Origin of the sequence: Bacillus mycoides, from assembly GCF_000832605.1 — a bacterium.
Taxonomy (GTDB): domain Bacteria; phylum Bacillota; class Bacilli; order Bacillales; family Bacillaceae_G; genus Bacillus_A; species Bacillus_A mycoides.
In genome coordinates this window covers 2,540,210-2,564,675 of the sequence record NZ_CP009692.1, presented here as the reverse complement: position 1 = coordinate 2,564,675, position 24,466 = coordinate 2,540,210, and the positions used below count along the sequence as shown (strand labels likewise).

Sequence of the window (24,466 nt, the reverse complement as noted above, 5' to 3'; positions counted from 1 at the left end):
TATTTTACAGAATATTTAACCTTTTTTACTATTATTATGAAATAAATCGCAAAACTATTATTACTATGAATTTCCATATGTGATATATTTATAACATATAGTGATTTATCCCGCATTAACTGGCAGTAAGACTCCCACCTCAAATTTCGGCTGGAGCAAAGAAGTTAGGTGGGAGCCCTGCTGCCCGTAAACGCCCGATTGGTGAAGGCTAATAATCAGTGGGGGATGAACACCCCCCACTGATTAAAGTTTCACTTTATTTCTAACATCGAAAGGAGAATCTATCATGAAAACGACTTGGATAAAATATTTAGGATTTCTCGGTTTCTTTGGGTTTCTCGGATTTTTTTATGAAAAAGGATTGTTTACTATGTTTTGTTTCTTCTCCTTTTTCACGACGTATAGAAAAGTTCAACACGATGAACTATTTGAACAAATCGTCAATAAATCTTGCCGCAACGCCTTTATCATTACGTTATTAACTACCGCTATCATTATCTTTATTGAAATGTTATTTCCGAATCCTACACTACAAGAGATTGATATTGCTCTTATTTTCAGCACACTCATTCTTACATTCGGATTCTCTACCTTCTTTTACGATAAACCAGTTGATGAAATGGAAGATGCACCATGGCGTTCGTAACGAAGATAAAAGAATACCGTGCCAAAGTACATATGACGCAGGAAGATTTAGCGAAAAAGGTTGGTGTACGTCGTGAAACGATTAGCCATCTTGAAAAAGGAAAGTATAACCCTTCCTTACAGCTTGCTCATGATATAGCGAGGGCACTACATAGTACGATTGATGAGGTTTTTATTTTTGAGGATTAATAAAGGGCACCAAGTTTAATATATAATACTGAATCGTGAGAGGGAAACATATCTACAAAACCACAGCCTAGATGCATAGTGCTCTCCTTTCAAATTTGATAGGTTCTTCTCTTATCTAGTTTACTTTTTACACATTAAAAAGAGCGAATCTACATTCGCTCTTTTCCACATATTTATGGCGTAAAGCTTATCATCCAACCTAACATAAATCCAAATACAGCAAACAGTAACATAAAAACAAATAAACTACATGCCCACAATGCATATTTTCGACTTTTGCTTTTTGTGAGCATGCCTACGACTGAACACATCAATCCAGCTCCAACTATTTCTCGAAAACCTTCGCCTATAAATATTTCTTGAATAAGCAATGTAATGTTCAAATACAATAACGCTAGAAAGGCAATAATTAATGAAATAATACCCATCCACGTTTCCTGTTTATAAATATGACTCTTTCTTTTTTTTAAGAATGCCAATTCCATAATCTCGCTTCACCTACTTTCAAGTTTCTAACTTTTTCATGGCTCATCAATTTTTCAACTTCTCCTTTAGGTCCAGTTACAACTGCCCCGTATGTTTTTATCCCATTTTTTTCAAGGAAAGAAATACGCTTTGACAACTCTAATGTTTTCGCTCTAGATAGCTTCACCGCTAAATCTTCATGCTTCCGTAATGACTTTAACACATCAATAAATTGTTCCTCATGAGGTGAGTCACTTAAAAAAGGACCACTTGGACTTGAAATCATATCTGCTGGAAAACCGATTGGGGCAACATACTGACCCTCATCATTCTTTTGCTTCTCCTCTAATCCTGTATTCACGGCATACCAAACAATATCAATAGTAGGAAACGTATCCGTTACCTCTTGTACACTTAATAATTCTCTAAAAGATACAAATGCTTCTACAACAGATTCTTGTGGAAGACCTTTTAATACCTGAGCTTCCTCGCTACTATTATAAGACACATTATAATTATTAGGATGAGATAATACCTCGTTATCTATATATGGGACTTCCGGAATTTTTTCATCTGTTGTATATTCACGGCTTACTTTCGTTGCTCTACTTAATAAATAATCTGTTTTCTCTTCTCCTATTCGAATATCTTTCTTTCCTACCCTTTTATACAAATCAAAATGCAATTGTAAACTAAGCGGTAACAATGTTTGCTCCATGTCCCTTTCTTTCATAAATACATTAGGTTCTGTTACACTTAATGTTTGATTTACTACATTCCGTATCTCCATCGCGTTTGTAGGTGCCAATGTATAATATAAAAGTGTAGATATATATAAAATAGGTTGAATAAGTAATAAAAAAGTAAATACAATCAACACATTCGTAATTCGAGCTCTTTTTTTACCTATTTTCAACACTTGCTGCTGTTTTCCATCAGGAAGTGAATCTGGTCTTTGATGAAGAGCTTCTTGTAACAATTCTTTATAATCATCTTGTTCAGAATGAGGTTTATCATTTGTCATTTTGACTCTTTTCCTCCTTTAACAATTCTTTTAATCTCTTTCTCCCACGAAATATGTGACTTTTATAAGTATTTACCTTTAAATCTAATACAGTAGCACCCTCTTCGTACGTTAATTGATGTACGTCACATAATAAAATAGCTTGTGCCTCTACCACTGGTAAAGTATGAATAATCTGAATTAATTTTTCATAACTATTTTTTGCGACTACATACTCTTCTGTAGATTCCCCTGCTTGTATTGTCTCTAATTCCTCCGTTCCTACAAAAGCTACTTTTTTCTCTTTCCTTACAAAATCAATAAACGTATGATATGCCACTTTAAAAAGCCATGATTTTACCTTTTGGTTTTCATAGTCTTCTAGATAAAGATACGCCCGATAAAAAGTCTCCTGCATCAAGTCCTCCGCTACGTGATGGCTACGAGAAAGGGAAAATAAATACCGGTACACATCGTTTATATAAACCTTATATATTTCTTCAATTTCCATCCCCCTCCTCCTTTCATATATAACACGAATAAGCGTGTTAAAAAGTTGCATTATTTTTTCCTTTTTATATTTTTCATTTATAAAAAAAGAAATAACATTTATACATTTCAATAACCATTTAAAATTATAAACAAAATACGCGATGTTATAACTGTAAATTCCAAAAAAAAGAAAAGCGACAAAATGCAATCTTCACACCAGAACCACATAAAAAATACCGGTATCCTTCCCATGAAGAATACCAGTACTTTTCATTTATCACCCATACAAAACCGCATGAAATACGCCTAACAGTAAGTATTGATCCTCAATATAATCCTCATCATATACATTCATCTCGATGTAATACATATCTTCCTCAAGACGAATATTCCAATCTGCGATTACATAGCCCTTTCGTAATAATTTTCCAAGCCCAATTGAAGTTTTGTGAACAACATATTCTTCTGTCTTATATGTAAAAGTAAATAAGAAATTTGCATCTAATAACTTTCCGTCACATACAAGTATTTCATGCTCTGCATCATTATTATCGATGTACGTTACTAAAATCCTTCTTTGACGCTGCCTACTTACATCCTTTGCAATGACGCGAATATTGTTCTTACTATCCTTTATTTCATAAATGATATTACTACCGACTTTCGGAATGAAGTCTAGCACTTTCATCAACGTATTTTTATAATAGCCCCGTACTGCGCCTACTCCTTCGCTTCCATTGTAAACCTCTATCGAAGTCGTATCCGCTTTACTATCACACAGTCGTTTATAAGAAAGCTGCATCATTCGCTCTCCTCTTAAGTACTGATCAAACGTCACAGGATATCCTATCGCGCGCAGTTCCTTATTTAGCTCATATAAATAGCGTTGAACGCTCTCTACTAATGTTGTAGTTGATATACGCTCTTGAAGTTCAAATTGCTGCCAACTGGAAAAAACTCTCCACTGATCTTCCTCTTCATATACGAATCCGAGAATTACTTCCTCACGGTCACTCGTTTCATAATTCAATTGTTCTTTCTGCCCATGTTTCACTTGTTCCATCCACTGTCCTAAATAAATGCCAAGCTCTGCAACCTTCATGCATGACTTCTGAAAAAATACGCTGTCACTCACGCAAATTGTTAAATCCCCTTCAATAAAGCCATTTGCATAAGCGGCATACCGTGGCTCATCCTTCTGCGGGATAGCCTTGTCTAACTCAAATAAAAACGTTAACACCTTTCACTCACCTCTAGTTGTTACACAGCTCATACATGACATCGCATCACTCTGAGAAACTATGTATATATGAATATTTAATTATCTCATTATAACACGTGAAAGACCTTAGAATAGTAGCGCTATTTTTGCTTCGCGAACTCCCTCATAATAGAATAACTATCCTTTTATTATTTTTTTCTTGACTTAGAGTTCACTCTAATTATTATAATCAACTCATAGTTCATTCACAATAAAATCAATTGGATAAAATTCAGGAGGGATCGGAAAAGCTAAAATCAAAAGTGGCTGACATTAACGCAGACCTGAATGTTGTCATTCGAACCTTTGATTTATCTGTTAATACAATTGTACATTAAGGTACTAATCAAATAAAAACCTACGATTTCCTGTACGTTAAGAAGTCAGTGATTCTTGCCTTATTTTACTTTCTCTTAATAGTCGTAAAGCTTCTATAATTTATTTAGTACATATAAAAAAGACGGAATCATAAAATCAGCAAATTAGAAAATAAAACAGGATGGGAGTCAGTTATTATGGAGCAATCAAATAAAGCGTTTAGCCAGGCATTAGTAAAATCGTTAAGAGGAGAACGAGGACATCTTCCCATCAAGAATGCTTTATCGGATATAGACGTGGCGCTTGCGGGAAAACGCAGAGAGGAACTGCCTTATTCTATTTATCAATTAGTGAAACACATGACCTATTGGCAAGATTTTCTCTTATTATCCGCTCAGGGGAAGAAGCCTACATTGCCTGCCCATGTAAAAGAGAGCTGGCCTGAAGAAGAATGCCCTGGCAGTGAGGAAGAGTGGCAACAGATTATTCAGTATTTTCTTCAAGGGATTGAACAGGCATGCACGATCGCCCAAACTGTTCAATTGGACAAAACATTGGAGGAATGGCCTGGTGAAACCCCTGGCGGTGTTCTACGGAATATTGCATCTCATAACTCCTACCATTTAGGAGAAATTGTGCTGATTCGCAGATTATTTAGTGCTTGGCCACCGCCAACAGGCGGATATCCGGTCTAAACAAGGAAAGGGTTCCACCCCATGCCCATTAACTTAAGATTTTGAATTACACCCAAAACGAAATTTTTACCACTTTACAGTTATTTATGAGAATTAAATTCATTTTTTTCATTACTGGGGAACAAACATTTTTTAAACTTGATGGAGATAGGGTATAAAAATACAAATTTCATCTCCGAAAAAAATAAAAAAACGATTGCTTGGATCCTAAGAGGCAATCGTTTTTTTTAGCTGTTTGTAATGACCAATTACAAACAGCTAAATATATTATTTAGTGTTATTTCTGTTTTCTTTCAGTAAAATTTTTTTGACTTGGTACCATCTTTTTTTGTTCCATACCTTAGTATATGAAATTATATGAACGATTTTTCAAATATATCTACCGTAACTTAATATATATCAATTAATCGAAAAATCTTAACTCTATTAAAATGAAGCTACCTTTTCTTCCGCCACTTCCGCAATTTCTAAAATTTGTAGCAGGCTCTCCACTTCATAGGTCGGCTTAACACCTGCCGTATTTTCTTTCAGACTCGGATTATACCAACACGTATCAATACCGTAATCTTCTCCGCCTTTCATATCAGAAGTTAGCGAATCTCCAACCATTAGTACACTTGATTTATCAGTAATCCCAAACTTCTCAAAAGCATAATCAAAAATCTCACGCGCTGGTTTTTGATGGCCGACTTCTTCAGAAATAATAATATGATCAAAGAAGTTACATAAAGGCGAATTTCCAATTCTAGATTGTTGCACTTTTGTATATCCATTCGTAATGATACCTAACTTACAATCTTGAAGATTCTCACATAGTTTCACTGCACCATCTATAAGATGTACTTCTTTTCCTAAGTTTTCAAGGTATACGTCACTAAAATGCTGCGCGTCTACTTCTATATTATGAAGAGCAAATAATTGTCTAAATCGATCTACCGCTAATTCACTTAGCGTAATCATTTTATTCTCTAAATCTCTCCATAATCCATTACTAATCTCTTTATAACTTGCAAGATAATCATTATATCCTGTAGGCATGCCAAATTGTACAAACGCGTTATGTAATGCGTTTCTTTCTGTTTCAGGGAAATCTAATAATGTATCGTCTACGTCGAATAGTATTACTTTGTATTTCATGATGTTCGCCTCAATTCCTATATTCTCATAGCTTAATTATAGCAACAATAATAAAAGGAGGCTAATCCAATCAGCCTCCCTCCTCATTATTTATCCCGCATTAACGGGCAGTCCGATTGGTGAAGGCTAATAATCAGTGGGGATGCCCCCACTGATTAAAGTTTCACTTTATCTTCTAGCAATAACACTTTCATTTCCTCTAACGATTCTTTCGTAAAGCCAAGAGCTTTTTCAGCGTATGCTTCCACTGATCCATATTGCTTTTTAACTTCATCAATCGCAGCTTGTAAATACTCAGCACGTGCTTCAAACATTGCACCTAATATTACTCTACTTTCGTCGTTCTGTAATTTCGCACCTAAAAAGGCCATCATTTTTTCATTTAACTTTTCACGGAAACCGTTACTTAGTAAGTAGTCTTCCATTACTGTTTTTTCCGGTACACCTAGTAAAAGTAATAATAATGCTGAGCCAAATCCTGTACGGTCTTTTCCAGCTGTACAGTGGTTTACTAACGGTAAGTTTTCCGGGTTTTGCGCCAGTTTTAAGAAGCTCACGAATGCTTCATTACCACTTACGAAATCTTGATTCATTTTCACAAGATACTCGCCTGGTTTCCCTAACATAGAAAGGTCACCAACTTGGAAAAATTCATTTATATTCAAGTCTTTCGCCAAGTCTTGCATAACTGGTAAGCACACTTGACGAGCACCTGTAACACTTGGGTTCGGCTTATGCTTCACTTCAAAATCTGTACGGTAGTCACAAATTAATTTTAAGCTAGACTTCTGTAAATACTCGATATCCCATTCTGTTAATCCTGCTAATTCTTCAGAACGATACAATTTACCCCATTTTACTTTACGGCCTTCAGTCGTTTCATATCCTCCCATATCACGGAAGTTAAACGCACCTTGTAATGGTAATCTACGCTCAGCTACTGTCACTGCTTGTCCATTACTTCCTACTAACCTAAAATATGGACGCTCATTTTCACTCGGGTTTTCAATTGTACATGCTGAATCCCCACTTACTGTTACAAGTAATTCTCCATTTTCTTCAATATGATTTGGTGAAGTACTCCAATAAATACGAACTTCTTCTATATTATTTTCCCACTTTATATGTAACGTATTATCTTCATTTCGTTCTACAGTTGCTTGTAGCCAATTTCTTTGTTGCTTCATACTTTCACCAACGCTTTCTTCGTATAGTCTAATCCTTCTCTATTGTATTATAGGAACGCTTACTTTGTCGTTTCGATTTTTCTTTTTATCTTACAAACATGCAAAAAGTTCTTTTACTTGTTCATAAGTTGTACACGGATTCCCGCTAAATGAGTTCGAGAGAGTAAGCCATCCATCCTTCTAAAACCTTCTCACATATCGCTCAGTAGAGCTCAGCTGCTGACATCCGTTCTTTTCAAAGACATCCTTCATCCACTCGTTTTGTACATTTGTCTCGCCAATATAATAAGATGCGCCTATTTCTTTTAAGACAAACATTGCCCCTGTAAAGAATGCTGCTTCATACCCTTTATTTCGCATATTTGGAGCGACTGCGAAATACATAAGTTTTCCTTCTTCTAACGTACCTCTTTCAATATGCGGGATTACAATTCCTATTGGCTCTTCATCGATACTTGCTGTTAAACAATGTTCTTTCCATTGCCCACCTATTTCTTGTAGCATCGTATTTACAAATTGATCATAATCGATTTGTTCTCCCGTCACTTCATTCCACAGTGAATAAAAAGCGTCTTCGCCCATCTCTTCAATAAGCTTAAAATCAATATCACTTTTTATATCTTCCACTTCATATATATCCTTAAATACAATCATGTTTTCAGTAATATATTCAAATGAATACGTTTCGAAACATTTCTTATACACATCATAATTTGGGCTTTTTGAAGAAATCTCAAATTGAAATTCTTCTATTCCATCTTTTTCAGCTTCAGCAACGCAATATTGCATTATCTCTTCTAATTGCTCTTCTGTAAAAACCTCTGCATCATTTTCTTTTATCATTATAGAAGAAGCATTTTTTCTTATTTTAAAATGTTTTTCTAACTGTTCTATAGTCATCATATACTTCCCTCATCTATGTCATACTCGAATTTCTACTTGTTCTCCTTGCATGAGCAGGATTGTCCTTGAATATATAGAATACTAGAAAACATCGCATCTTTAAAGTGCGGAGGAGGTTCTCCATTGGATATTACAGCGCTGCAACAACAGTTAGAGCTTATACAACAAAATGACTATACGCAACTGCAACATATAGATATTAATGAGTTAACGCTCAATATGCTTCAGTATATCGGAACAACTGATAGTTACGTTCGTTACCAACTTATATATAAATGTTTTGCACATTTCATTCATCATGAATTCCTTATGGATGATCAGTTGAAATTACTTCTACAAACTTGTTTAAGTGATGAGTATTTATATTGTGACATTCACTCCCCACTTACAGATGGGGTTTTCACTCGTTCTTATACTGTTTCGTTACTTGCATTAATACTCCAATTCGCTAACTCGCACTACTTTTTTACAGAGGAGGATATCGAAGAAATAAAAAACAAACTCATTACATACACAAACTTAGAAATGGATTTTCGAGGCTATATTGAAAATAAAGGATGGGCTCATTGTCTTGCCCACGTATCTGATGCCTTTTCTGAAATTGTTCACAATTCCTATACGACCTTTGAATGGTACGAGGAATTAATTCATTGTTTATTAAATAAAATTTTCATCCCATCGGATCTTTTTCATAATAATGAAGATGAACGAATTGTTACACCGTTACTATCTATGCTATATCATGACTTCCCGCAAGATGAGTTAATTTCAATTATTTATAAAAAAATAAAAAGGCTTCCTCAAATTAGAAAACGCCTTTCCCTTAATGAGTATTGTATTTTATGCGCAAACATTAAAATCTTTTTACGCACATTATTTTTTAGAACAAAAGATGATCATAACTTAGCATTTACAGCACGTAAAACAGAAAAAATGTTAAAAGAACTGCCTAATTATTATTAAATATAAGGAGAAGAATTATGGGCTATATTGAAGACATGAGAAATCTAGTAGGAAATCATCCACTCATTTTAATCGGATCACACGCCATTATATTAAATGAGAAAAATGAAATATTATTGCAGCTCCGTACAGATTTTAATCGCTGGGGCATTATTGGTGGCGCCTTAGAATATAACGAAACGTTAGAAGACGCTTTACAACGAGAAGTATATGAAGAAACTGGACTTATCATTAAAAATCCAGAACTATTCCGTACATACTCAGGACCTGATTTCTTTCAAATCTATCCAAACGGGGATCAAGTACATGGTGTACTCGTTGTTTATATTTGCCGAGAATTCCACGGTCAGCTTATATGTGATCAAACTGAGTCAAAAGAATTACGCTTCTTTCCGCTTGATGAGTTACCTATTACTCTTCATCCAGTTATTGAACGTATTATTAGGGAGTTTCAGCACTCCAATTAAAAAACATTACATATTGTATATAGAAATAAAACAACCTCATTTCCCGTCATGATAACGCGAAATGAGGTTGTTATCGTTCAGCATAAATCCCTATTCCCCCAAAAATAACCAAATGATATTAACGTTCACTTTCTACAGCTGTATATCCCCTTACAAATAAGAGTGTTATATAAGAAGTAATGAATGAAAAAATAGTATACATGCCCACCCAAAAGAAAAATGATGGATCATACAATGTAACATTTAACATAAGAAAAATAAGAAATATTACCATTGGCATCACATAAAATGCACCTAATTTATATGTCCCAGCTATTGAAAAAATAAAAATAAGCAATGGATATATACAGAAAATAAAAATGAATTCACTCACTGTTATGTCCCCCTTTCTGAAGAAATAATAGGTTTCTCGTAAACATTTTGGGGAACAACAAAGTTTTATTTTTTATCAGTTATTAATAAATATAATGTTAGATTGTTATCTCAATCTGATTTCCTTCAGGATCACTTACTACACTTTCATAGTAACCATCCCCTGTAGTACGCGGGCCGTTTAACACAGGGTATCCTGCTTCTCTTAATGTATTAGTTAATTCGTTCACTTTTTCTTTACTACCTACAGAAAAAGCAATATGCGCATATCCTATTGTTTGTACTTGTGTTTTACCGTCTATCCCTACTTGTCTCATAAGTTCTAGACGCGCTCCACCTTCAAAAGTTATAAAATAAGATTCAAACTGCTTTTTCGAATTGTGATATAAGCTATTTTCTTCACCACCAAAGTACTGTTTATAGAAATCACGCATTCCTTCTAAATCATTTACCCAAATTGCTACATGTTCAATGTTCATAATCGACACCTTTTCTTTTACAGTATTCAACCAACAATTTGATATTTAATTTTCTTTGCTTGTTCTTGTTATCATCAGATCAAGTCCAAGACTTTTTAATCCATATAAATAATCTTCTTTCCAATCGCTCACTGTTATTTTCGGAATATGTTCTGCCGGAATGTACTTCGGACAAGTTTTTACAATTTGATCTATTACGAATTGATTCAATTCATCATCACAGAAGATAAAGGCATGAGGGTTAATAATAGCTATACATGTAGCTATTAAACGAGTAATGGCATCTATATTATATTGCTCTGGATTATTTGAATCTCTTACTGCATCTTCACTTCTCAAAGATTGTAAGAAGTTTTTATTATCATACTGTGGAACGAAAGATATCTCCCCTGAGAAAAAGGTACTCCCTCGTACCACATCTCCATTTATCATAATTCCCGCCCCTGGGCCGTTTTGACCTGAATACAAATATACAAGAGATGATTTATCATTATTTCCAGTATTTTTATAATAGCCAAGGACTGCGGCATTCATATCATTTTCTATTACTACAGGTATAGAAAACAGATCCTCCAAATGACTTTTCAAATTAAAATTTTGGAACTTTTCATAACCAGGTATATAAAAAATACGACCATTATCAACCGAACCAGGCACACCAATTGATATAGAGCTTATTTTCGGGAATGTAGCTATAAGACTTTCAATATGTTTAGATAATAGATTTACGCCAGTATCAATTAATACACTTGAAGTACTTCCTTGTTCTTTTACTTCCCCTAAACAGTTGAAAATTGTATAGTTTGTCTCATTTTTTTCTAAAAATATCGCTAGACCTAACATATATTCCGGATTATACGCATATCGTTTCGCTCTTCTTCCGCCACTTGAATCATCTAAACCGACTAAAGTGACTTCACCGTCTTGTTTCATATTTTCTATAAATTTACTCACAGTTGGAAAACTAATTTCTAATGTATTACTAAGCTCAACTTTCGTCGCACTTCCTTGCTCTAGAAGAGCTGTACGAATGCCGCGAAGGATCGTCTCTTTAATCGATTTTTGAGTAACAAATTGTTCACTCAAATCGCTCACCACCTTAATCAACATACTTATTAAACACTTTTAATAAGTTGCGTTGACAATATATCATACATCATTTTCTAAAGCAATAGAGATGATACATTTCCGCTGGCATGCACTCCTTATTTAGCTCGATTTATTCTCTCTCGTAACAGACGATACAATTCCAGACAAGAGAACAAATAATAAAACAGCTAACAAGGCATTGCGTATCCCGAATGCTTCCCCCAGTATACCTAAGAATGGTGGTCCGACTAAAAATGCTGTATAACCGATTATAGAAACTGCAGCAACATTAGAAGTCGCATTTTCACGGTCATCTCCAGCAGCTGACAGACCAATTGGGAACCCTAGCGCTGCACCAATCCCCCACAGTACTACACCAAATGCTAGAAAATACGAATTACTCCCAAATATTACGATTGAAATTCCTAGAATCGCCATCATAATGGTGGCACGTACGACAGCGACACGACCGAATCGATCAAGGAAATAGCTGCTACACATACGAGTTAACGTCATTGCTAATACAAAAATTGTGTACATAATAGAACCTGCCACTATACTTTGCTCGTGTCCATCTACCATCACGATAGGTAGCCAATCATTTGCACTACCTTCTGCAAATGCCATTCCGAGTACAAAAAGACCAATTAAAAGCACCTTTTTTTCCATACGTAAGGTCGTATGCTTCTCTCTCCTTTTGTTCCACGATTTCTCCTTCTTTCCTGTTCCATGCGGAAGAAAACGATACACCATACATACAAGTAATACAAACACGACCGAAATCGCAAGAAACTGATACAGAATCGGGATGTGAAGCGACGCTGCGACAGAACCACTGAGCGCGCCTACTAAAGTTCCTACACTAAAAAAGCCATGGAATTTCGGAAGAAGAGTTGTTCCTAATTTCTGCTCAATGGAAGAACCTTCTACATTCAATGCGACTTCCGCCAATCCGTAGCCTACTCCAAATACTAGTAAGCTACTAAAAGCCCCCATACTAGAAACAAAATAAATATTTATACCTAAACAAATCAATCCAACAATCATAAAAAACATACTGCCTATAATAACGTCTCTAGCTCCCTTACAGTCAATGAAGCGGCTTGCACTCAGTAAACCAATTATTGAACCGACAGATAGTCCGAATAAAATCCAGCCCATTTCTGCATTTGACACTGCTAACATATCTCGAGTAGCTGCTGTTCTTGAAATCCATGTAGCAAACGCGACACCTGGCAAAGCAAATAAGAGAAAAAGAGCATTTCGAGAGGCAAGTAATGTCTTTGTATGATTATACGCACTATTTTTCTTCATATGAAACACCTTTCACATTGTCTATACGATACGACACCAGTTTATTCATGCATCCGTGAAAAATGATTTCTATAAGTCTATCATTTTCATAACTTTGGCTGGATTACCACCAACTACTACATTATTAGGTACATCTTTTGTCACAACTGCCCCTGAAGCAATTACAGCGTTGTCTCCAATTGAAATACCAGGGTTAATAATAGCTCCCCCACCAACCCAAACATTGTTACCAATCTTTACAGGCTTTCCATATTCTTTTCCAGAATTCCGCTCTACCGGATGTAAAGGATGAGTGGCCGTATAAATATGGACACCAGGTGCAAACATACAATTATCACCGATTCGAACTTTACAAACGTCCAAAATAACACAATTGAAATTTGCGAAAAAGCTCTTTCCAATGTGGATATTGTAGCCGTAATCACAACGAAAATCAGGATTAATGTGGGTTTTTCCGTCAGCTGAAGAACCTAAAAGCTGCTCTAACAAGGTAAAGCGGCTTTCATCACCAGTCTCCATCGCCTCGTTATAAAGGCGTGTTAAACGTTTTGCCTCAATCCTATCAGCTACTAATTCTTCGTCATCCGCAATATACATTTCTCCCGCCAACATCTTTTCTTTCTCAGTTTTCATCTAATCATCTCCTTCGTTATCGAATGAATCAAACTTATTAAATTAGTTTAATAAGTGACTTTAATGTTACTTATTAAACACGTTTAATAAGTAACCCTATATTAACATATTTTTATTAATATGCAATTAATAAATTCAGTAAAAAATGCGAATCCCTCATTTTACATGCAGATAAAACGAATAAATAATTAAGATTCACATAGAAAAAAACAAGGGAGCGCTCAGCGTCCCCTCTCAAATCCAATCTGTTTTTTAATTTCCACCAAATTCACCTTCGCAATAGCCCGCGCCCTCTCAGCACCTTTTTCTAACGCTTCATATAGTAAATGTGGATCATTCATATAATTTCCGTATTTTCCCCTAGGTCCTGAGAGTTCACGATTTACAACGCGGAATAACTCTTTTTTCACATCGCCCCATCCGATTCCAGTCTCATACTTTTCGCGTAACGCCTGAATTTCGTCTTCCTTCGCAAATTCTTTATATATCATAAATAACGTTTCTAGTTCTTTCGGTTCATTCGGAAGTGAGGAATCTGTTTTTATTTTAAATATTAACTTTCTAAGTTTTTCTTGCTCTGCAAATAATGGGATAACATTTCCGTAACTTTTACTCATCTTTCTTCCATCAAGTCCCGGTAAAATTGCCCCTTCTTCTTGTATGACATACTCTGGAAGCGTAAATGTCATACCAAATGTATGATTAAAGTACGTCGCAATGTCACGAGCAATTTCAATATGCTGAATTTGATCTTTTCCGACAGGTACATGAGTAGCTTGAAATAATAATATATCAGCCGCCATTAAAATCGGGTACGTATATAATCCCATATTCACACCTGCATCAATTTCTAATCCCGCTTCTTTATTTTGCTCTACCTTCGCTTTATATGCATGGGCACGATTCATAAGTCCTTTCGGAGTTAGACAAGCTAATATCCAAGCTAATTCTAGAATCTCTGGCACTTCTGTTTGTCGATAGAAAATAACATCTTCTCCAAGTCCGAGTGATAACCATGTAGCTGCTACCTCTTTCGTGTAACTACTGAACTTTGCTGGATCATGCACAGCATTTAACGCATGATAGTCTGCTATGAAATATAACGCTTTTCCTTCTTTGTTTTTTGACATTTGTAATGCAGGTTTAATCGCACCAATATAATTGCCTAAATGCGGGTAACCTGTTGGTTTAATTCCTGTTAACATAATTTTCTCGCTCATCCTAACTCCTCCTTTCTCAAAATAAAAAGAGCCCCTCATCCTAAAAAAAGGACGAGAGACTCCCGCGGTACCACCTTAATTAGCTATATTATAGCTCACTTCAACTTCTTAACGTGAAGTAACCGTCTTCGCCTACTCATTTAAGCTAGAAGCTCCAGAGCCCATTCCATATTCATCACTTACTGATTCCCACCAAATATCAGCTCTCTGAAAAGTTTTGAATATGTACTCTTCTCTTTCATTGCTTTTTAGTTTTTTTTACAGTTTATCACATTTCCTTTCCAATTAAACCCTGATTTTCTGTTTTATATAGCAGGAATTTCCACCTTAATTGTCTAATAATATATAGGTTTGCAGAAATACTCGAAACAACTTTGGAGGTTTTTTCATGGTAAAATATATATCCATTTTAGGTTCAACAGGATCCATTGGCACATCTGCATTAGATGTCGTTTCCGCTCATCCTGAACATTTTAAAATCGTCGGTTTAACCGCAAATTATAATATCGATCTTCTCGAAAAACAAATCGAATCTTTTCAGCCTCGTATTGTAAGCGTAGCGACAAAAGAATTAGCGGACACATTACGTTCTCGTATTTCAACAAATACAAAAATTACATATGGAACTGATGGTTTACTTGAAGTATCTACCCATCCTGATACAAATCTTGTATTAAGTTCAGTTGTCGGTGTTTCAGGTTTACTCCCAACAATTGAAGCATTAAAGGCGAAGAAAGATATCGCTATCGCTAACAAAGAAACTTTAGTTGCAGCTGGACATATCGTCACCGAACTAGCGAAACAAAACGGATGCCGCCTAATTCCAGTTGATAGTGAACATTCAGCCATTTTCCAATGTTTAAATGGGGAAAATAATAAGGAAATCGAAAAATTAATTGTTACAGCTTCTGGCGGCGCTTTTCGTGATAAAACACGTGAAGAAATGAAAATATTACAAGCGAAGGATGCTTTAAAACACCCAAACTGGTTAATGGGCGCAAAACTAACGATAGATTCTGCCACGTTAATGAATAAAGGGTTTGAAGTGATGGAAGCTAAGTGGCTATTCGATATTCCTTATGAAAAAATTGATGTTATGATTCATAAAGAAAGTATCATTCACTCTTTAGTGGAATTTATTGATGGATCAGTCATGGCACAGCTCGGTGCTCCTGATATGAGAATGCCGATTCAATATGCGTTTCACTACCCTACTCGACTACCTTCATCCTATGAAAAATTAAATTTATTAGAAATTGGTAGTTTGCATTTTGAAAAACCAAATTTAGAGAAGTTCCCCTGTCTACAATATGCATTTGAATGTGGAAAAATTGGCGGTACAACTCCAGCCGTATTAAATGCAGCGAACGAAATTGCAAATGCACTATTTCTTAAAAATGAAATTGCATTTTTCGATATCGAAAAAACAATTTACAATACAGTTGAAGCTCATCATAACGTAAAAGATCCTTCACTCGATGATATATTAGAAGCTGATCAATGGGCACGCCAATACACAAATCAATTGTTAATGAAAAAGAGCTAAAACAGGTTTCTTTAAATAGACTAAACTAATAAGAGGATAATATGTTCAATATATGAGCATATATCCTCTTTTCTTATACATATTAGATTAGTTATAAAGATATTGAAAATATAGTTTAATATGTATACTTTATTCAGAAAAATCAGTACAATCCAGTTAACGGACGTAGCCCATAGCGGGAGGCGTAGTGCAGTCTTTAGACCATGCGTTAATATTTTTTAGGAGTGAAGTGCTATGAGGATACAAGAGGTTCTTATAGAGAATAACAACAAAAGATATATATTACTGAATCAAGAAGGATTTCCTGTACTGCCAGTTATGAAATATATAAAGTATTTAGATAACACAGGGAAAAGACCTAATACTCAAAAGACATATTGTTATTCCTTAAAACATTTTTATACCTACTTAGAAGAAACAAACAAAGATTACAAGTTTATTAGATTAGAAGATTTAGTTGACTTTGTAGGATGGTTAAGAAGCCCCTACCAGAGTTCAAATGTCACTCCTCTTCAACAAGAGAAAGCAAAGCGAACAGAAAAAACAATTAACCTTACAATTACCGTTATAGCAAACTTCTATGATTACTTATTTCGAAATGAAGAAGTACAAAATGACATGATGGAAAAGTTAATGAAACAAGGGTTTATAGGAGGATACTCACGTTACAAAAGTTTCCTACATCATGTCAATAAGGACAAGCCCGCTATTAGAAATGTACTAAAATTAAAAGAACCACGCAAAAAAGTAAACACACTGACAAAAGAACAAGTACAACAAGTGATACAAGCAACTACGAATATACGGGATACATTTTTGATTCAACTGTTATTTGAAACGGGATTGCGTATTGGAGAAGCTCTCTCTCTATTTATGGAGGATTTTATTTTTGACCATCAAAAAGGACATCGGATTCGTTTAGTAAATCGAGGGGAATTAGAAAATGGGGCTATGTTAAAAACAGGAGAACGAGAAATTTTCGTATCACAGTCGTTAATGGATTTATATGATGATTACTTGTATGAAGTGATTGATGAATTAGAATTTGACTCTAACTTTGTTTTTGTGAAATTGCGCGGAAAAGATATAGGAAAACCCATGGAATATTGGAATGTAGAGGCCCTTTTTAAGCGCTTAAAGAAGAAAACAGGGATAAACCTTCACCCACATTTATTTCGGCATACACATGCTACAATCTACTATCAAAAAACAAAAGATATTAAACAAGTGCAAGAACGATTAGGACATTCCCAAATTCAAACAACGATGAATCTATATCTTCATCCTTCTGATGAAGATATTCGAGAAGTGTGGGAGAAAGCACAATCCGAATTTGACCTAAAGAAAAATAACTAAAAGGAGTTACTGGATGAAGCAAATTAATAATGTTCATGTAGACACAGTAGGCTTTCATGAAAGATTACAAAAAGAACTGTCCACCTATCCCGAAAAAACAGTAAATGAAGATCGTTCTGTTACAATTGAACAAGTAAACAATTCATACTTCTTAGTCAACGACAAATGGAAAATTGATTTTTTAGGTGAGATTAGCCAGTTCGAAGAAGTGGTAGAAAACTATAACTCTTCAAATAAAAGTATTCATTTTCAACTTAACAATCCTTCGCTAAATTTAGAAGTGAAGTATGTCTATTATCAGCACCTATTTAATGACTTATGGACACTCAATAATATTTTTATTGCTCAAAGTCCACTAAGAAGAATGACAGAATTTTTAAATGATAAATATCCCAAACTAACATCTTTATTGGAATTAGACATTGATAAAGTAGAACGAGAGTATTTATTTTGGTTGAATGAAAAAGGAATTAAAACTCATAGAACACAAAAATACTTAATAAGAAAGAGTCTCACATTCAAAAATGAAGTAGCAGTTCATTTAAGAACAATTTACACTACTTTTTTTCAACTCACTGACCAGCGAGAAGAATGGGAAAAGGAAAAATGGGATATTCGTATTTTACATGATAAATATGGGTTTGATTACAATCAAAGTATAGCAATGTATTATCTTGATTTCTCAAAGGTAGACGAAAGAGTTCGAGAACAAGTTAAAAAATACTTTAAACAACGTTTGCTTAGTACAAACAAATTCTCTTGGCAGACCGCAATTACTTATCTAAAAGGTCTCCCAATGTTTTTCGCGTTTATATTTTCCTTAGAGCCAACGTGGGAGGATATAAAATTTTTAAAACGAACTCACATCGAAAAATACATTGAATATTTACATAAATACGCTAAAAACAATCTAAAAAAACGAAATTCACACCCCGAAAGTTATGTAGCCAGTTCATTGAATACCTTACAAAAGTTTCTTGAAGATATTCAACGATATGAATATGAGATGGCTCCCGAAACCCATGTACGATTGTTGATCTTCCCTGAAGATAAACCAAAACTAAGAAAGAAATCAATTGATCAAATTGATTATATCCCCGACTATGTATTGGAACAACTTTTTACTCATATTAATGATTTGCATAAAGATATCATTCCTGTCGTCTGGGTTGCTTTTAAAACAGGCCTAAGAATATCAGAAGTTTTAAGTATAACTATGGATTGTTTAGTACAACTAAATGGTCAATACTCGATTGAAACAGATATTGAAAAAACCTATGTCAAAGGGCATCGAATCCCCATTGACAATGAATTAGCAGATATGCTTGCAGTTCTAATTGATAAATCAAAAAAACTTAGTAATAAAGAAAACAATCCCGAAGGGTATATTTTCGTTCGCTATCGTGGTCAACGAAAAGGAAAACCATTTGATCAAGGGTGGGTTAGAACGCAACTAAATGTATTAGCAAAACGAAAAAACATTACTGACGAAAGTGGCAACTTGTTTCACTTCAAAACCCATCAATTTCGACACACTTACGGTGTAAAAATGTTAAATGGTGGTGCGGATATTTTAACCGTACAAGAGTTAATGGCCCATGCTTCCCCCGAAATGACATTAAGATATGCCAAGCTATTAGATGATACCAAAAGAAAAGCGTTTGAATCGGTCATAAAGCAAGGTGTTTTTAGTTTTGACTTAAACGGTCAAGTACTAGAAATCAAATCAGGAGAAGATATTCCAACAGACATATTAAATGCCTTGTGGCAAGACCACAAGCTAAATGCGATGGACAACCCTTATGGAACGTGCCACGCTCGTTTAAACGGAAACTGCCCTCATATGGAAGCCCCGCCTTGTCTAACTTGTGGTGATAATCAAACTCCATGTAAGGACTTAGCGGTGGGGTTTTCAGAGTTAGATAAACAAAAATATGAACTTCACATTAAAACCACTACGAAAGCAATTGAAATAGCAAAACAACGTGGTAGAGAGGATATTGCGGAGAGGAACCAAAAGAATCTACAACGTTACCAAAATATTTTAAATACCCTCCAAGATGGAAATGTTATCTTTGGTAGACAAGATCGGGTGAAACGAAAGTTAGGTGTTAAAAATGACTGAATATGACCGTGCTACACATTTGAAAGAGATTCATGCCAACCGTAAGGCTAACACCTATCAGAAGGTAGATGAAGCCATTAAAAGGCTTATAAAAGCTAATAAAAAGATAAACTTTAACAGTGTATCTTTTGAAGCTAATGTATCAAAAGCAACACTTTATAACAACAAGGACTTCCGTTCTAGGATTGAAACATTACGAGAACAACAATCACAAGTACCTACACCCAAACAAATAAAACGAAAAATGAACGAAAATAATAAGGATGCCCTTATCGCGGCTCTAAAAAGGAAAAACAAGAAATTGGCGGAAGAAAACAAGCAACTTAGAGAACAGCTTAAAGTTGCTTATGGAGATGTTTACAAAAAAATATGAAGGAGAACGTTGTTCTCCCTCCTCTTCTTCACTATCGAAGCATAGTCGAAGATGTACAGTGACAATAAAGATGCTTAATATTCACTTGATGGATCGGCATTGTTACGTTAGATAATAGTCTTTTTGTAAAAATAAAGTTGTTTAATTTTTGTATGTAGGAATTGTAATGGTTATATAATTCACATTGTAAAACTCTCGCTAAATATACAAGAGAAGGTAAGGGTAGTAGCTGTAAAAAGTTAAGCGATTATTGTAAATGATAACAACTTAACCGTTATTTAAACGATTTTATTTTTAATTTAAAAGCAATATTGTCACTCAATATTAGTAAAGAATCCCCCTATATAATAGAGGATATTTACCCCCTTAGAATCCCACTTAGCCTTGAATTAAGACGTTTGTAAATCTTTTCCCAGTCACTCATACTTCTCTTATTATCAACATCCAGATAATTAGTTATTAATAGACATAATGGCTCCATATAATTATTTATTATTTTGTTTAATAGTCCATCGATATATGTACTATCATCAGCCAGTTTTATATGTAAATAATCAAGAAAGTTTACATCATTTTTATTATAATGAATCATGTTCCTTAATACCCTACATTCTTCTCCAATATCCTTATCATAATCACTTATCAAACGGGAAAATTCATAATTGTGACTTTCATCTATTTTAGTAAATTTTCCTTTCAAAAATTTACTAATGTTTTTTATATTGTCCATAACTTCATCAATTTTTATAGATGATAATCTCATTAAAATATATTTATCTAGATTCAATTCAGTTGTATTCAATTGAAGTATGTTATAAAGCCATATACAAGTCGAAGCCTCCTGAAGAGACAAGATTAACCTTGTTATTATAATTTTTTCTTCTGCCTCTCCAATAAAAAACACTGAATCATGAATATCCTTATCCCTGTACATTTTTTCATCATCATGAACAAATATAGGGAATTCTGAGTACTCTAATGCACCATTAGAATCTATTACTAGCTTGTCCTTTAGTAAGTTTATTGTCTCACCGACCTTTACAAAAAAACTCTTAAAGTCAATTTGGCTTTCTTGTGATAAATCCGGAAAAAAATCAGTATCAATAAATATATAAGTTGGATAGATAGTACTCCCTACTAACTGTCTTTCCTTTAAATAAAAGCCTAAATTATCTATATCATTACCAAATTGATTAATATGAAAATCCATTATTCGATTATATATTTTTATGTTATCGCGCTTTTCATATAATTTGACGCGATGTCTAATTTTTTTTATGTTTGGATCAATAGAAATAGAATCATCAAAGAGTTCTTTATTTATTTGATATAGTATTAGACATATGTCCCTAGCTAAAGGGAATATATGTACAGCATTATTCTTTTGGTTCTTTTGTAATCTTAACAAATAGGACATTCCCATTAAGTCATAATAAGCAGTGTGAATGGCTGACATATTTAATTTATCCTCCCAAAAATCTATTAATCTTCATTAATTCCAATAATTGTCGTTAAATAAAGTTTATCATACTGATACATTTAACTCTATGTAATCAAAGTGTTCATTTTGTCCAGAGATAATAAAGTTGTTTAATTTACAATAAATTCGTTTAAAACATAATAACGTTATTTAAAAAATGCTGGTCATGTTATTCAACAATTGAGCCGTTTAATTGAATAAGACTACACAAAAAGTCGCTTTCCCTTACGTAAGGAAAGTGACTTTTTAGCTTGATTTCCCCCTTGTTATCAAGCTATTTATTTTAAGTTCCTTTGACTAATTTCGAAAATGTTGTTGACTATTCAGTTGAACTGTATTACGTTATTATTAAGTTGAACTATATAGTCGAACTGAATAAAGGGTGAGGATATGAAACATAAATTATTACCGTTGTCTGAAACCATGCATTATATTTTATTAGCTATGCGTGAGCCACTCCATGGCTATGCCGTAATGCAGAAGATAGAAAAGATAAGTAACGGTACTGTTATTTTAGCAGCTGGTACATTATACGGTGCGATTGAAAACTTGAATAAGCATGGTTGGATTGAATCTGTTGGAGAGTCAGGTCGGAGAAAAGTTTATATGATAACTGCGGAAGGAAGTGCCATTTTGAAAATGGAGCAAAATAGGCTATTACATATTTTATCCCTGTACGAAGGAAGTGAATCGAATGAAGAAAGCTAAGATATTTTTTGATATCGAAAAAGAGGAGCAATGGCTGAATGAGCAATTACAAAAAGGCTATCGTTGTACAAATATTAGTGGATTAGGAGTATACACTTTCGAAAAAACCGACAAGAGATATGTGATGCGACTGGATTATCAAGATTATTTGTCAAAGAAAAAGTTTAAAGATTACAGAGAGATATATGAAGATTTCGGTTGGAACTATATAAAGGGGCCCTGGCTTAGTGGAACTCGATATTGGCAAAAAGAAGATGATGATCAAAATGAAATCTTCTCGGATCGCCAATCAAAGAGCAATTATTATAAAAGATTGATGGGTTATTCATCTGGTATTGGTATACTGTTATTGCCTTATTTTCATATGCTTTACAAGAATTCAGGTGTATATTTAACTGAAGGTCTTTGGAGTATGAAAGGTGCATTTTTTTGGAAAGCATTATTATTTGAAACTCCATTTGTCCTTTTGAGGTTGCTTCCAGCCCTTATGCTTGTTTTCGTTGGTATCAGCTTCTATAAAAATTATCAAAAGTATTCAATGTTAAAAGAAAAATAAACGTTTTTTAAATTTTCCAGAATTGCGCCCTATTGTTGAATAAACCTTAGATTTCCAAACGACTTTATTGTTATATTTTTGAGTAAAGTGAAGTATCTTATATCGAAAATTAAATAACTATATTTTAACCCCGTCCTAAATTTAGTATGGGGTTATGCTTGTTTTAGGTAATAAAGTTAAATAACTTTATTGTCTTTATACACATTTAACGAGATGTTCCTCTTTTTTTGATTAATCATCTTAAAAAATCCCTCTAACATATTAGATATATCTAATATGTTAGAGGGATTGAATTAATAACGTTTTTTATAAATTAGGTCTTGATAAAGTTTTCTGTTTTAGCTCTTTTTTCACGTATTCAACTTCACAAATCTATAACCGTGCGTAACTAAAACTTTTAATATCGCATACCCTGGAATTGCTAAAATAATCCCCATAATTCCAAATAAATTCCCCGCAGTTAAAATGATAAATATAATAGTAATCGGGTGAATATCTAACTTTTTCCCCATGACTTGCGGAGAAATAAATTTACCTTCTGCTAATTGTACAATCATCATAACGATAATTACTTTTAACACCATTGATGGCGAGTCGATAAATGCGATAATTAAAGCTGGTGTAATTGCAATGATTGGTCCTACGTACGGAACGATATTTACAATCATCGCTAAAATAGCAAGTAGTACCGCATATTTAATACCAATAATAAGATAACCGATTAATAGCATAATACCGATAAATAAACTAACAATAATTTGTCCTCTAATATACGAACTAATCGCATAATGCATATCATCTAGTATTCTCTTCGCAGCTGGTTGTCTTTGCTCAGATATAAACTTTAAAAAATGATTCGGTAATTGCTCACCATCTTTTAAAAGATAGAACAAAATAAATGGAACCATTACAAATGTTAAAACAACTTCAGTAATTGTACTTAAAAATCCAGTTACATTTCCTGTTACTGATGATAATGATTTTGTAAAGTTCATTGTAGAATCTTTTACAATATTAGCAAAATCAACATTTAAACTTTCCTGCATTCTACCAATTACATTACTTTCTCCAAATTTACGTGCTGCCCTTTCGATTTCATGCCCGAAATATGGCAAGTTATCTATTAAAGCATTTACTTGATCTTTAATAATTGGAATAACCGTGACCGCAAGAAAAACAAATAATCCAAGAACAATTATATATATCGAGGCAATTGACACAATTCTCGACACACCTTTTCTTTCTAAAAGAGAAACGAATGGATGCAATATATAAAATAGTACTCCCGCTAATAATACTGGGAAAAAGATTGTTTTTAAAAATACGACGAACGGTGTAAAGACGAATGATATTTTTGTAAGTAATAATATATTTACAAACAGCAACGCGAATCCAAGTAGTACAGCTAAATAATTTTGTTCTTTAAAAAACTTTTTCAACTTATCTCTTTTTCTTATATTTACTTTCTCCAAATGTACCACCTCTCTAAT

26 protein-coding genes and 1 other annotated feature are annotated in these 24,466 nt (G+C 34.0%); of the genes, 11 read left to right on the top strand and 15 right to left on the bottom strand.

What is annotated here, in order from left to right; genetic code table 11:
* The first annotated feature begins 286 nt into the window (after positions 1 to 286).
* Positions 287 to 646, top strand: coding sequence for a DUF3796 domain-containing protein (locus tag BG05_RS15135; protein WP_002128288.1), 360 nt, complete (start codon positions 287 to 289; stop codon positions 644 to 646).
* Complete coding sequence (locus BG05_RS15130) at positions 634 to 834, top strand: helix-turn-helix transcriptional regulator (protein ID WP_002084410.1); 201 nt, start codon at positions 634 to 636, stop codon at positions 832 to 834. The genes BG05_RS15135 and BG05_RS15130 overlap by 13 nt, the downstream gene beginning before the upstream one ends.
* A 173-nt stretch (positions 835 to 1,007) precedes the next feature.
* On the opposite strand, the gene BG05_RS15125 is transcribed toward BG05_RS15130, so the two are convergent.
* The 4 genes from BG05_RS15125 to BG05_RS15110 form a co-directional block, all read right to left on the bottom strand.
* Positions 1,008 to 1,319, bottom strand: a complete 312-nt coding sequence (locus tag BG05_RS15125; protein ID WP_002128289.1) for a hypothetical protein — start codon at positions 1,317 to 1,319, stop codon at positions 1,008 to 1,010.
* Entirely contained in the window at positions 1,301 to 2,323 is a 1,023-nt protein-coding gene (locus BG05_RS15120) for an anti-sigma factor (RefSeq protein WP_002128290.1), read from the bottom strand. The genes BG05_RS15125 and BG05_RS15120 overlap by 19 nt, the downstream gene beginning before the upstream one ends.
* The gene (locus BG05_RS15115) at positions 2,313 to 2,813 is read right to left on the bottom strand and encodes a sigma-70 family RNA polymerase sigma factor (protein WP_002066381.1); all 501 of its coding nucleotides are present in this window, start codon (positions 2,811 to 2,813) and stop codon (positions 2,313 to 2,315) included. Before BG05_RS15115 ends, BG05_RS15120 begins: the two co-directional genes overlap by 11 nt.
* Positions 2,814 to 3,071: 258 nt before the next feature.
* Positions 3,072 to 4,034 carry a tubby C-terminal domain-like protein gene (locus tag BG05_RS15110; protein WP_003190484.1) on the bottom strand — a complete coding sequence of 321 codons (963 nt, stop codon included), beginning with the start codon at positions 4,032 to 4,034 and terminating at the stop codon, positions 3,072 to 3,074.
* 536 nt (positions 4,035 to 4,570) lie between these two features.
* Here BG05_RS15110 and BG05_RS15105 point away from each other — a divergent pair.
* Positions 4,571 to 5,068, top strand: coding sequence for a DinB family protein (locus BG05_RS15105; protein WP_002128293.1), 498 nt, complete (start codon positions 4,571 to 4,573; stop codon positions 5,066 to 5,068).
* A gap of 426 nt (positions 5,069 to 5,494) precedes the next feature.
* Here the strand turns inward: BG05_RS15105 and BG05_RS15100 are convergent, their stop codons facing one another.
* The 3 genes from BG05_RS15100 to BG05_RS15090 all read right to left on the bottom strand — a co-directional run bounded on the left by BG05_RS15100 (position 5,495) and on the right by BG05_RS15090 (position 8,295).
* Entirely contained in the window at positions 5,495 to 6,205 is a 711-nt protein-coding gene (locus BG05_RS15100) for a YjjG family noncanonical pyrimidine nucleotidase (RefSeq protein ID WP_002185361.1), read from the bottom strand.
* A 155-nt stretch (positions 6,206 to 6,360) separates the two neighbouring features.
* Complete coding sequence (locus BG05_RS15095; protein WP_003190487.1) at positions 6,361 to 7,392, bottom strand: tyrosine-protein phosphatase; 1,032 nt, start codon at positions 7,390 to 7,392, stop codon at positions 6,361 to 6,363.
* Positions 7,393 to 7,572: 180 nt separating this feature from the next.
* Positions 7,573 to 8,295 (bottom strand): GNAT family N-acetyltransferase, encoded by a 723-nt coding sequence (locus BG05_RS15090; RefSeq protein WP_002128297.1) that lies wholly within the window; start codon positions 8,293 to 8,295, stop codon positions 7,573 to 7,575.
* A 123-nt stretch (positions 8,296 to 8,418) separates the two neighbouring features.
* Here BG05_RS15090 and BG05_RS15085 point away from each other — a divergent pair, with 123 nt between their 5' ends.
* On the top strand, positions 8,419 to 9,258 hold the full coding sequence (locus BG05_RS15085; protein ID WP_002013997.1) for a DUF2785 domain-containing protein: 840 nt from the start codon (positions 8,419 to 8,421) through the stop codon (positions 9,256 to 9,258).
* 17 nt (positions 9,259 to 9,275) lie between these two features.
* Positions 9,276 to 9,725: an NUDIX hydrolase gene (locus BG05_RS15080; RefSeq protein ID WP_002128299.1), complete on the top strand. Its 450-nt coding sequence runs from the start codon at positions 9,276 to 9,278 to the stop codon at positions 9,723 to 9,725.
* A 118-nt stretch (positions 9,726 to 9,843) separates the two neighbouring features.
* Here the strand turns inward: BG05_RS15080 and BG05_RS15075 are convergent, their stop codons facing one another.
* The 6 genes from BG05_RS15075 to BG05_RS15050 form a co-directional block, all read right to left on the bottom strand.
* On the bottom strand, positions 9,844 to 10,098 hold the full coding sequence (locus BG05_RS15075) for a YbeF family protein (protein ID WP_002167951.1): 255 nt from the start codon (positions 10,096 to 10,098) through the stop codon (positions 9,844 to 9,846).
* A gap of 97 nt (positions 10,099 to 10,195) precedes the next feature.
* A complete protein-coding gene (locus BG05_RS15070; RefSeq protein ID WP_033734160.1) occupies positions 10,196 to 10,576 on the bottom strand; it encodes a VOC family protein in 381 nt (126 codons plus the stop codon).
* A gap of 45 nt (positions 10,577 to 10,621) precedes the next feature.
* Positions 10,622 to 11,662 (bottom strand): ROK family transcriptional regulator, encoded by a 1,041-nt coding sequence (locus BG05_RS15065; protein WP_016127323.1) that lies wholly within the window; start codon positions 11,660 to 11,662, stop codon positions 10,622 to 10,624.
* Positions 11,663 to 11,785: 123 nt separating this feature from the next.
* Entirely contained in the window at positions 11,786 to 12,979 is a 1,194-nt protein-coding gene (locus BG05_RS15060) for an MFS transporter (RefSeq protein ID WP_003190495.1), read from the bottom strand.
* A 69-nt stretch (positions 12,980 to 13,048) separates the two neighbouring features.
* Entirely contained in the window at positions 13,049 to 13,612 is a 564-nt protein-coding gene (locus tag BG05_RS15055; protein ID WP_003190497.1) for a maltose acetyltransferase domain-containing protein, read from the bottom strand.
* A gap of 221 nt (positions 13,613 to 13,833) precedes the next feature.
* The gene (locus tag BG05_RS15050; protein ID WP_078203911.1) at positions 13,834 to 14,871 is read right to left on the bottom strand and encodes a tryptophan--tRNA ligase; all 1,038 of its coding nucleotides are present in this window, start codon (positions 14,869 to 14,871) and stop codon (positions 13,834 to 13,836) included.
* Positions 14,872 to 14,876: 5 nt separating this feature from the next.
* Positions 14,877 to 15,083, bottom strand: a binding site (T-box leader).
* 137 nt (positions 15,084 to 15,220) lie between these two features.
* On the opposite strand from BG05_RS15050, the gene BG05_RS15045 reads away from it, so the two are divergent.
* The 4 genes from BG05_RS15045 to BG05_RS15030 all read left to right on the top strand — a co-directional run bounded on the left by BG05_RS15045 (position 15,221) and on the right by BG05_RS15030 (position 20,232).
* On the top strand, positions 15,221 to 16,378 hold the full coding sequence (locus BG05_RS15045) for a 1-deoxy-D-xylulose-5-phosphate reductoisomerase (protein ID WP_002014005.1): 1,158 nt from the start codon (positions 15,221 to 15,223) through the stop codon (positions 16,376 to 16,378).
* A 234-nt stretch (positions 16,379 to 16,612) separates the two neighbouring features.
* A complete protein-coding gene (locus BG05_RS15040) occupies positions 16,613 to 17,734 on the top strand; it encodes a tyrosine-type recombinase/integrase (RefSeq protein WP_003190502.1) in 1,122 nt (373 codons plus the stop codon).
* Positions 17,735 to 17,747: 13 nt separating this feature from the next.
* Positions 17,748 to 19,859: a tyrosine-type recombinase/integrase gene (locus BG05_RS15035; RefSeq protein ID WP_003190504.1), complete on the top strand. Its 2,112-nt coding sequence runs from the start codon at positions 17,748 to 17,750 to the stop codon at positions 19,857 to 19,859.
* The gene (locus tag BG05_RS15030) at positions 19,852 to 20,232 is read left to right on the top strand and encodes a DUF6262 family protein (RefSeq protein ID WP_033734165.1); all 381 of its coding nucleotides are present in this window, start codon (positions 19,852 to 19,854) and stop codon (positions 20,230 to 20,232) included. Before BG05_RS15035 ends, BG05_RS15030 begins: the two co-directional genes overlap by 8 nt.
* Before the next feature lie 358 nt (positions 20,233 to 20,590).
* On the opposite strand, the gene BG05_RS15025 is transcribed toward BG05_RS15030, so the two are convergent.
* Positions 20,591 to 21,688 (bottom strand): hypothetical protein, encoded by a 1,098-nt coding sequence (locus BG05_RS15025; RefSeq protein ID WP_003190507.1) that lies wholly within the window; start codon positions 21,686 to 21,688, stop codon positions 20,591 to 20,593.
* A gap of 414 nt (positions 21,689 to 22,102) precedes the next feature.
* On the opposite strand from BG05_RS15025, the gene BG05_RS15020 reads away from it, so the two are divergent.
* Both BG05_RS15020 and BG05_RS15015 read left to right on the top strand, forming a co-directional pair.
* A complete protein-coding gene (locus BG05_RS15020; RefSeq protein WP_000681020.1) occupies positions 22,103 to 22,420 on the top strand; it encodes a PadR family transcriptional regulator in 318 nt (105 codons plus the stop codon).
* Positions 22,407 to 22,976, top strand: a complete 570-nt coding sequence (locus tag BG05_RS15015) for a DUF2812 domain-containing protein (protein ID WP_033734171.1) — start codon at positions 22,407 to 22,409, stop codon at positions 22,974 to 22,976. The genes BG05_RS15020 and BG05_RS15015 overlap by 14 nt, the downstream gene beginning before the upstream one ends.
* A 350-nt stretch (positions 22,977 to 23,326) precedes the next feature.
* On the opposite strand, the gene BG05_RS15010 is transcribed toward BG05_RS15015, so the two are convergent.
* The gene (locus BG05_RS15010) at positions 23,327 to 24,448 is read right to left on the bottom strand and encodes an AI-2E family transporter (RefSeq protein ID WP_002128308.1); all 1,122 of its coding nucleotides are present in this window, start codon (positions 24,446 to 24,448) and stop codon (positions 23,327 to 23,329) included.
* Between the last annotated feature and the right edge of the window lie 18 nt (positions 24,449 to 24,466).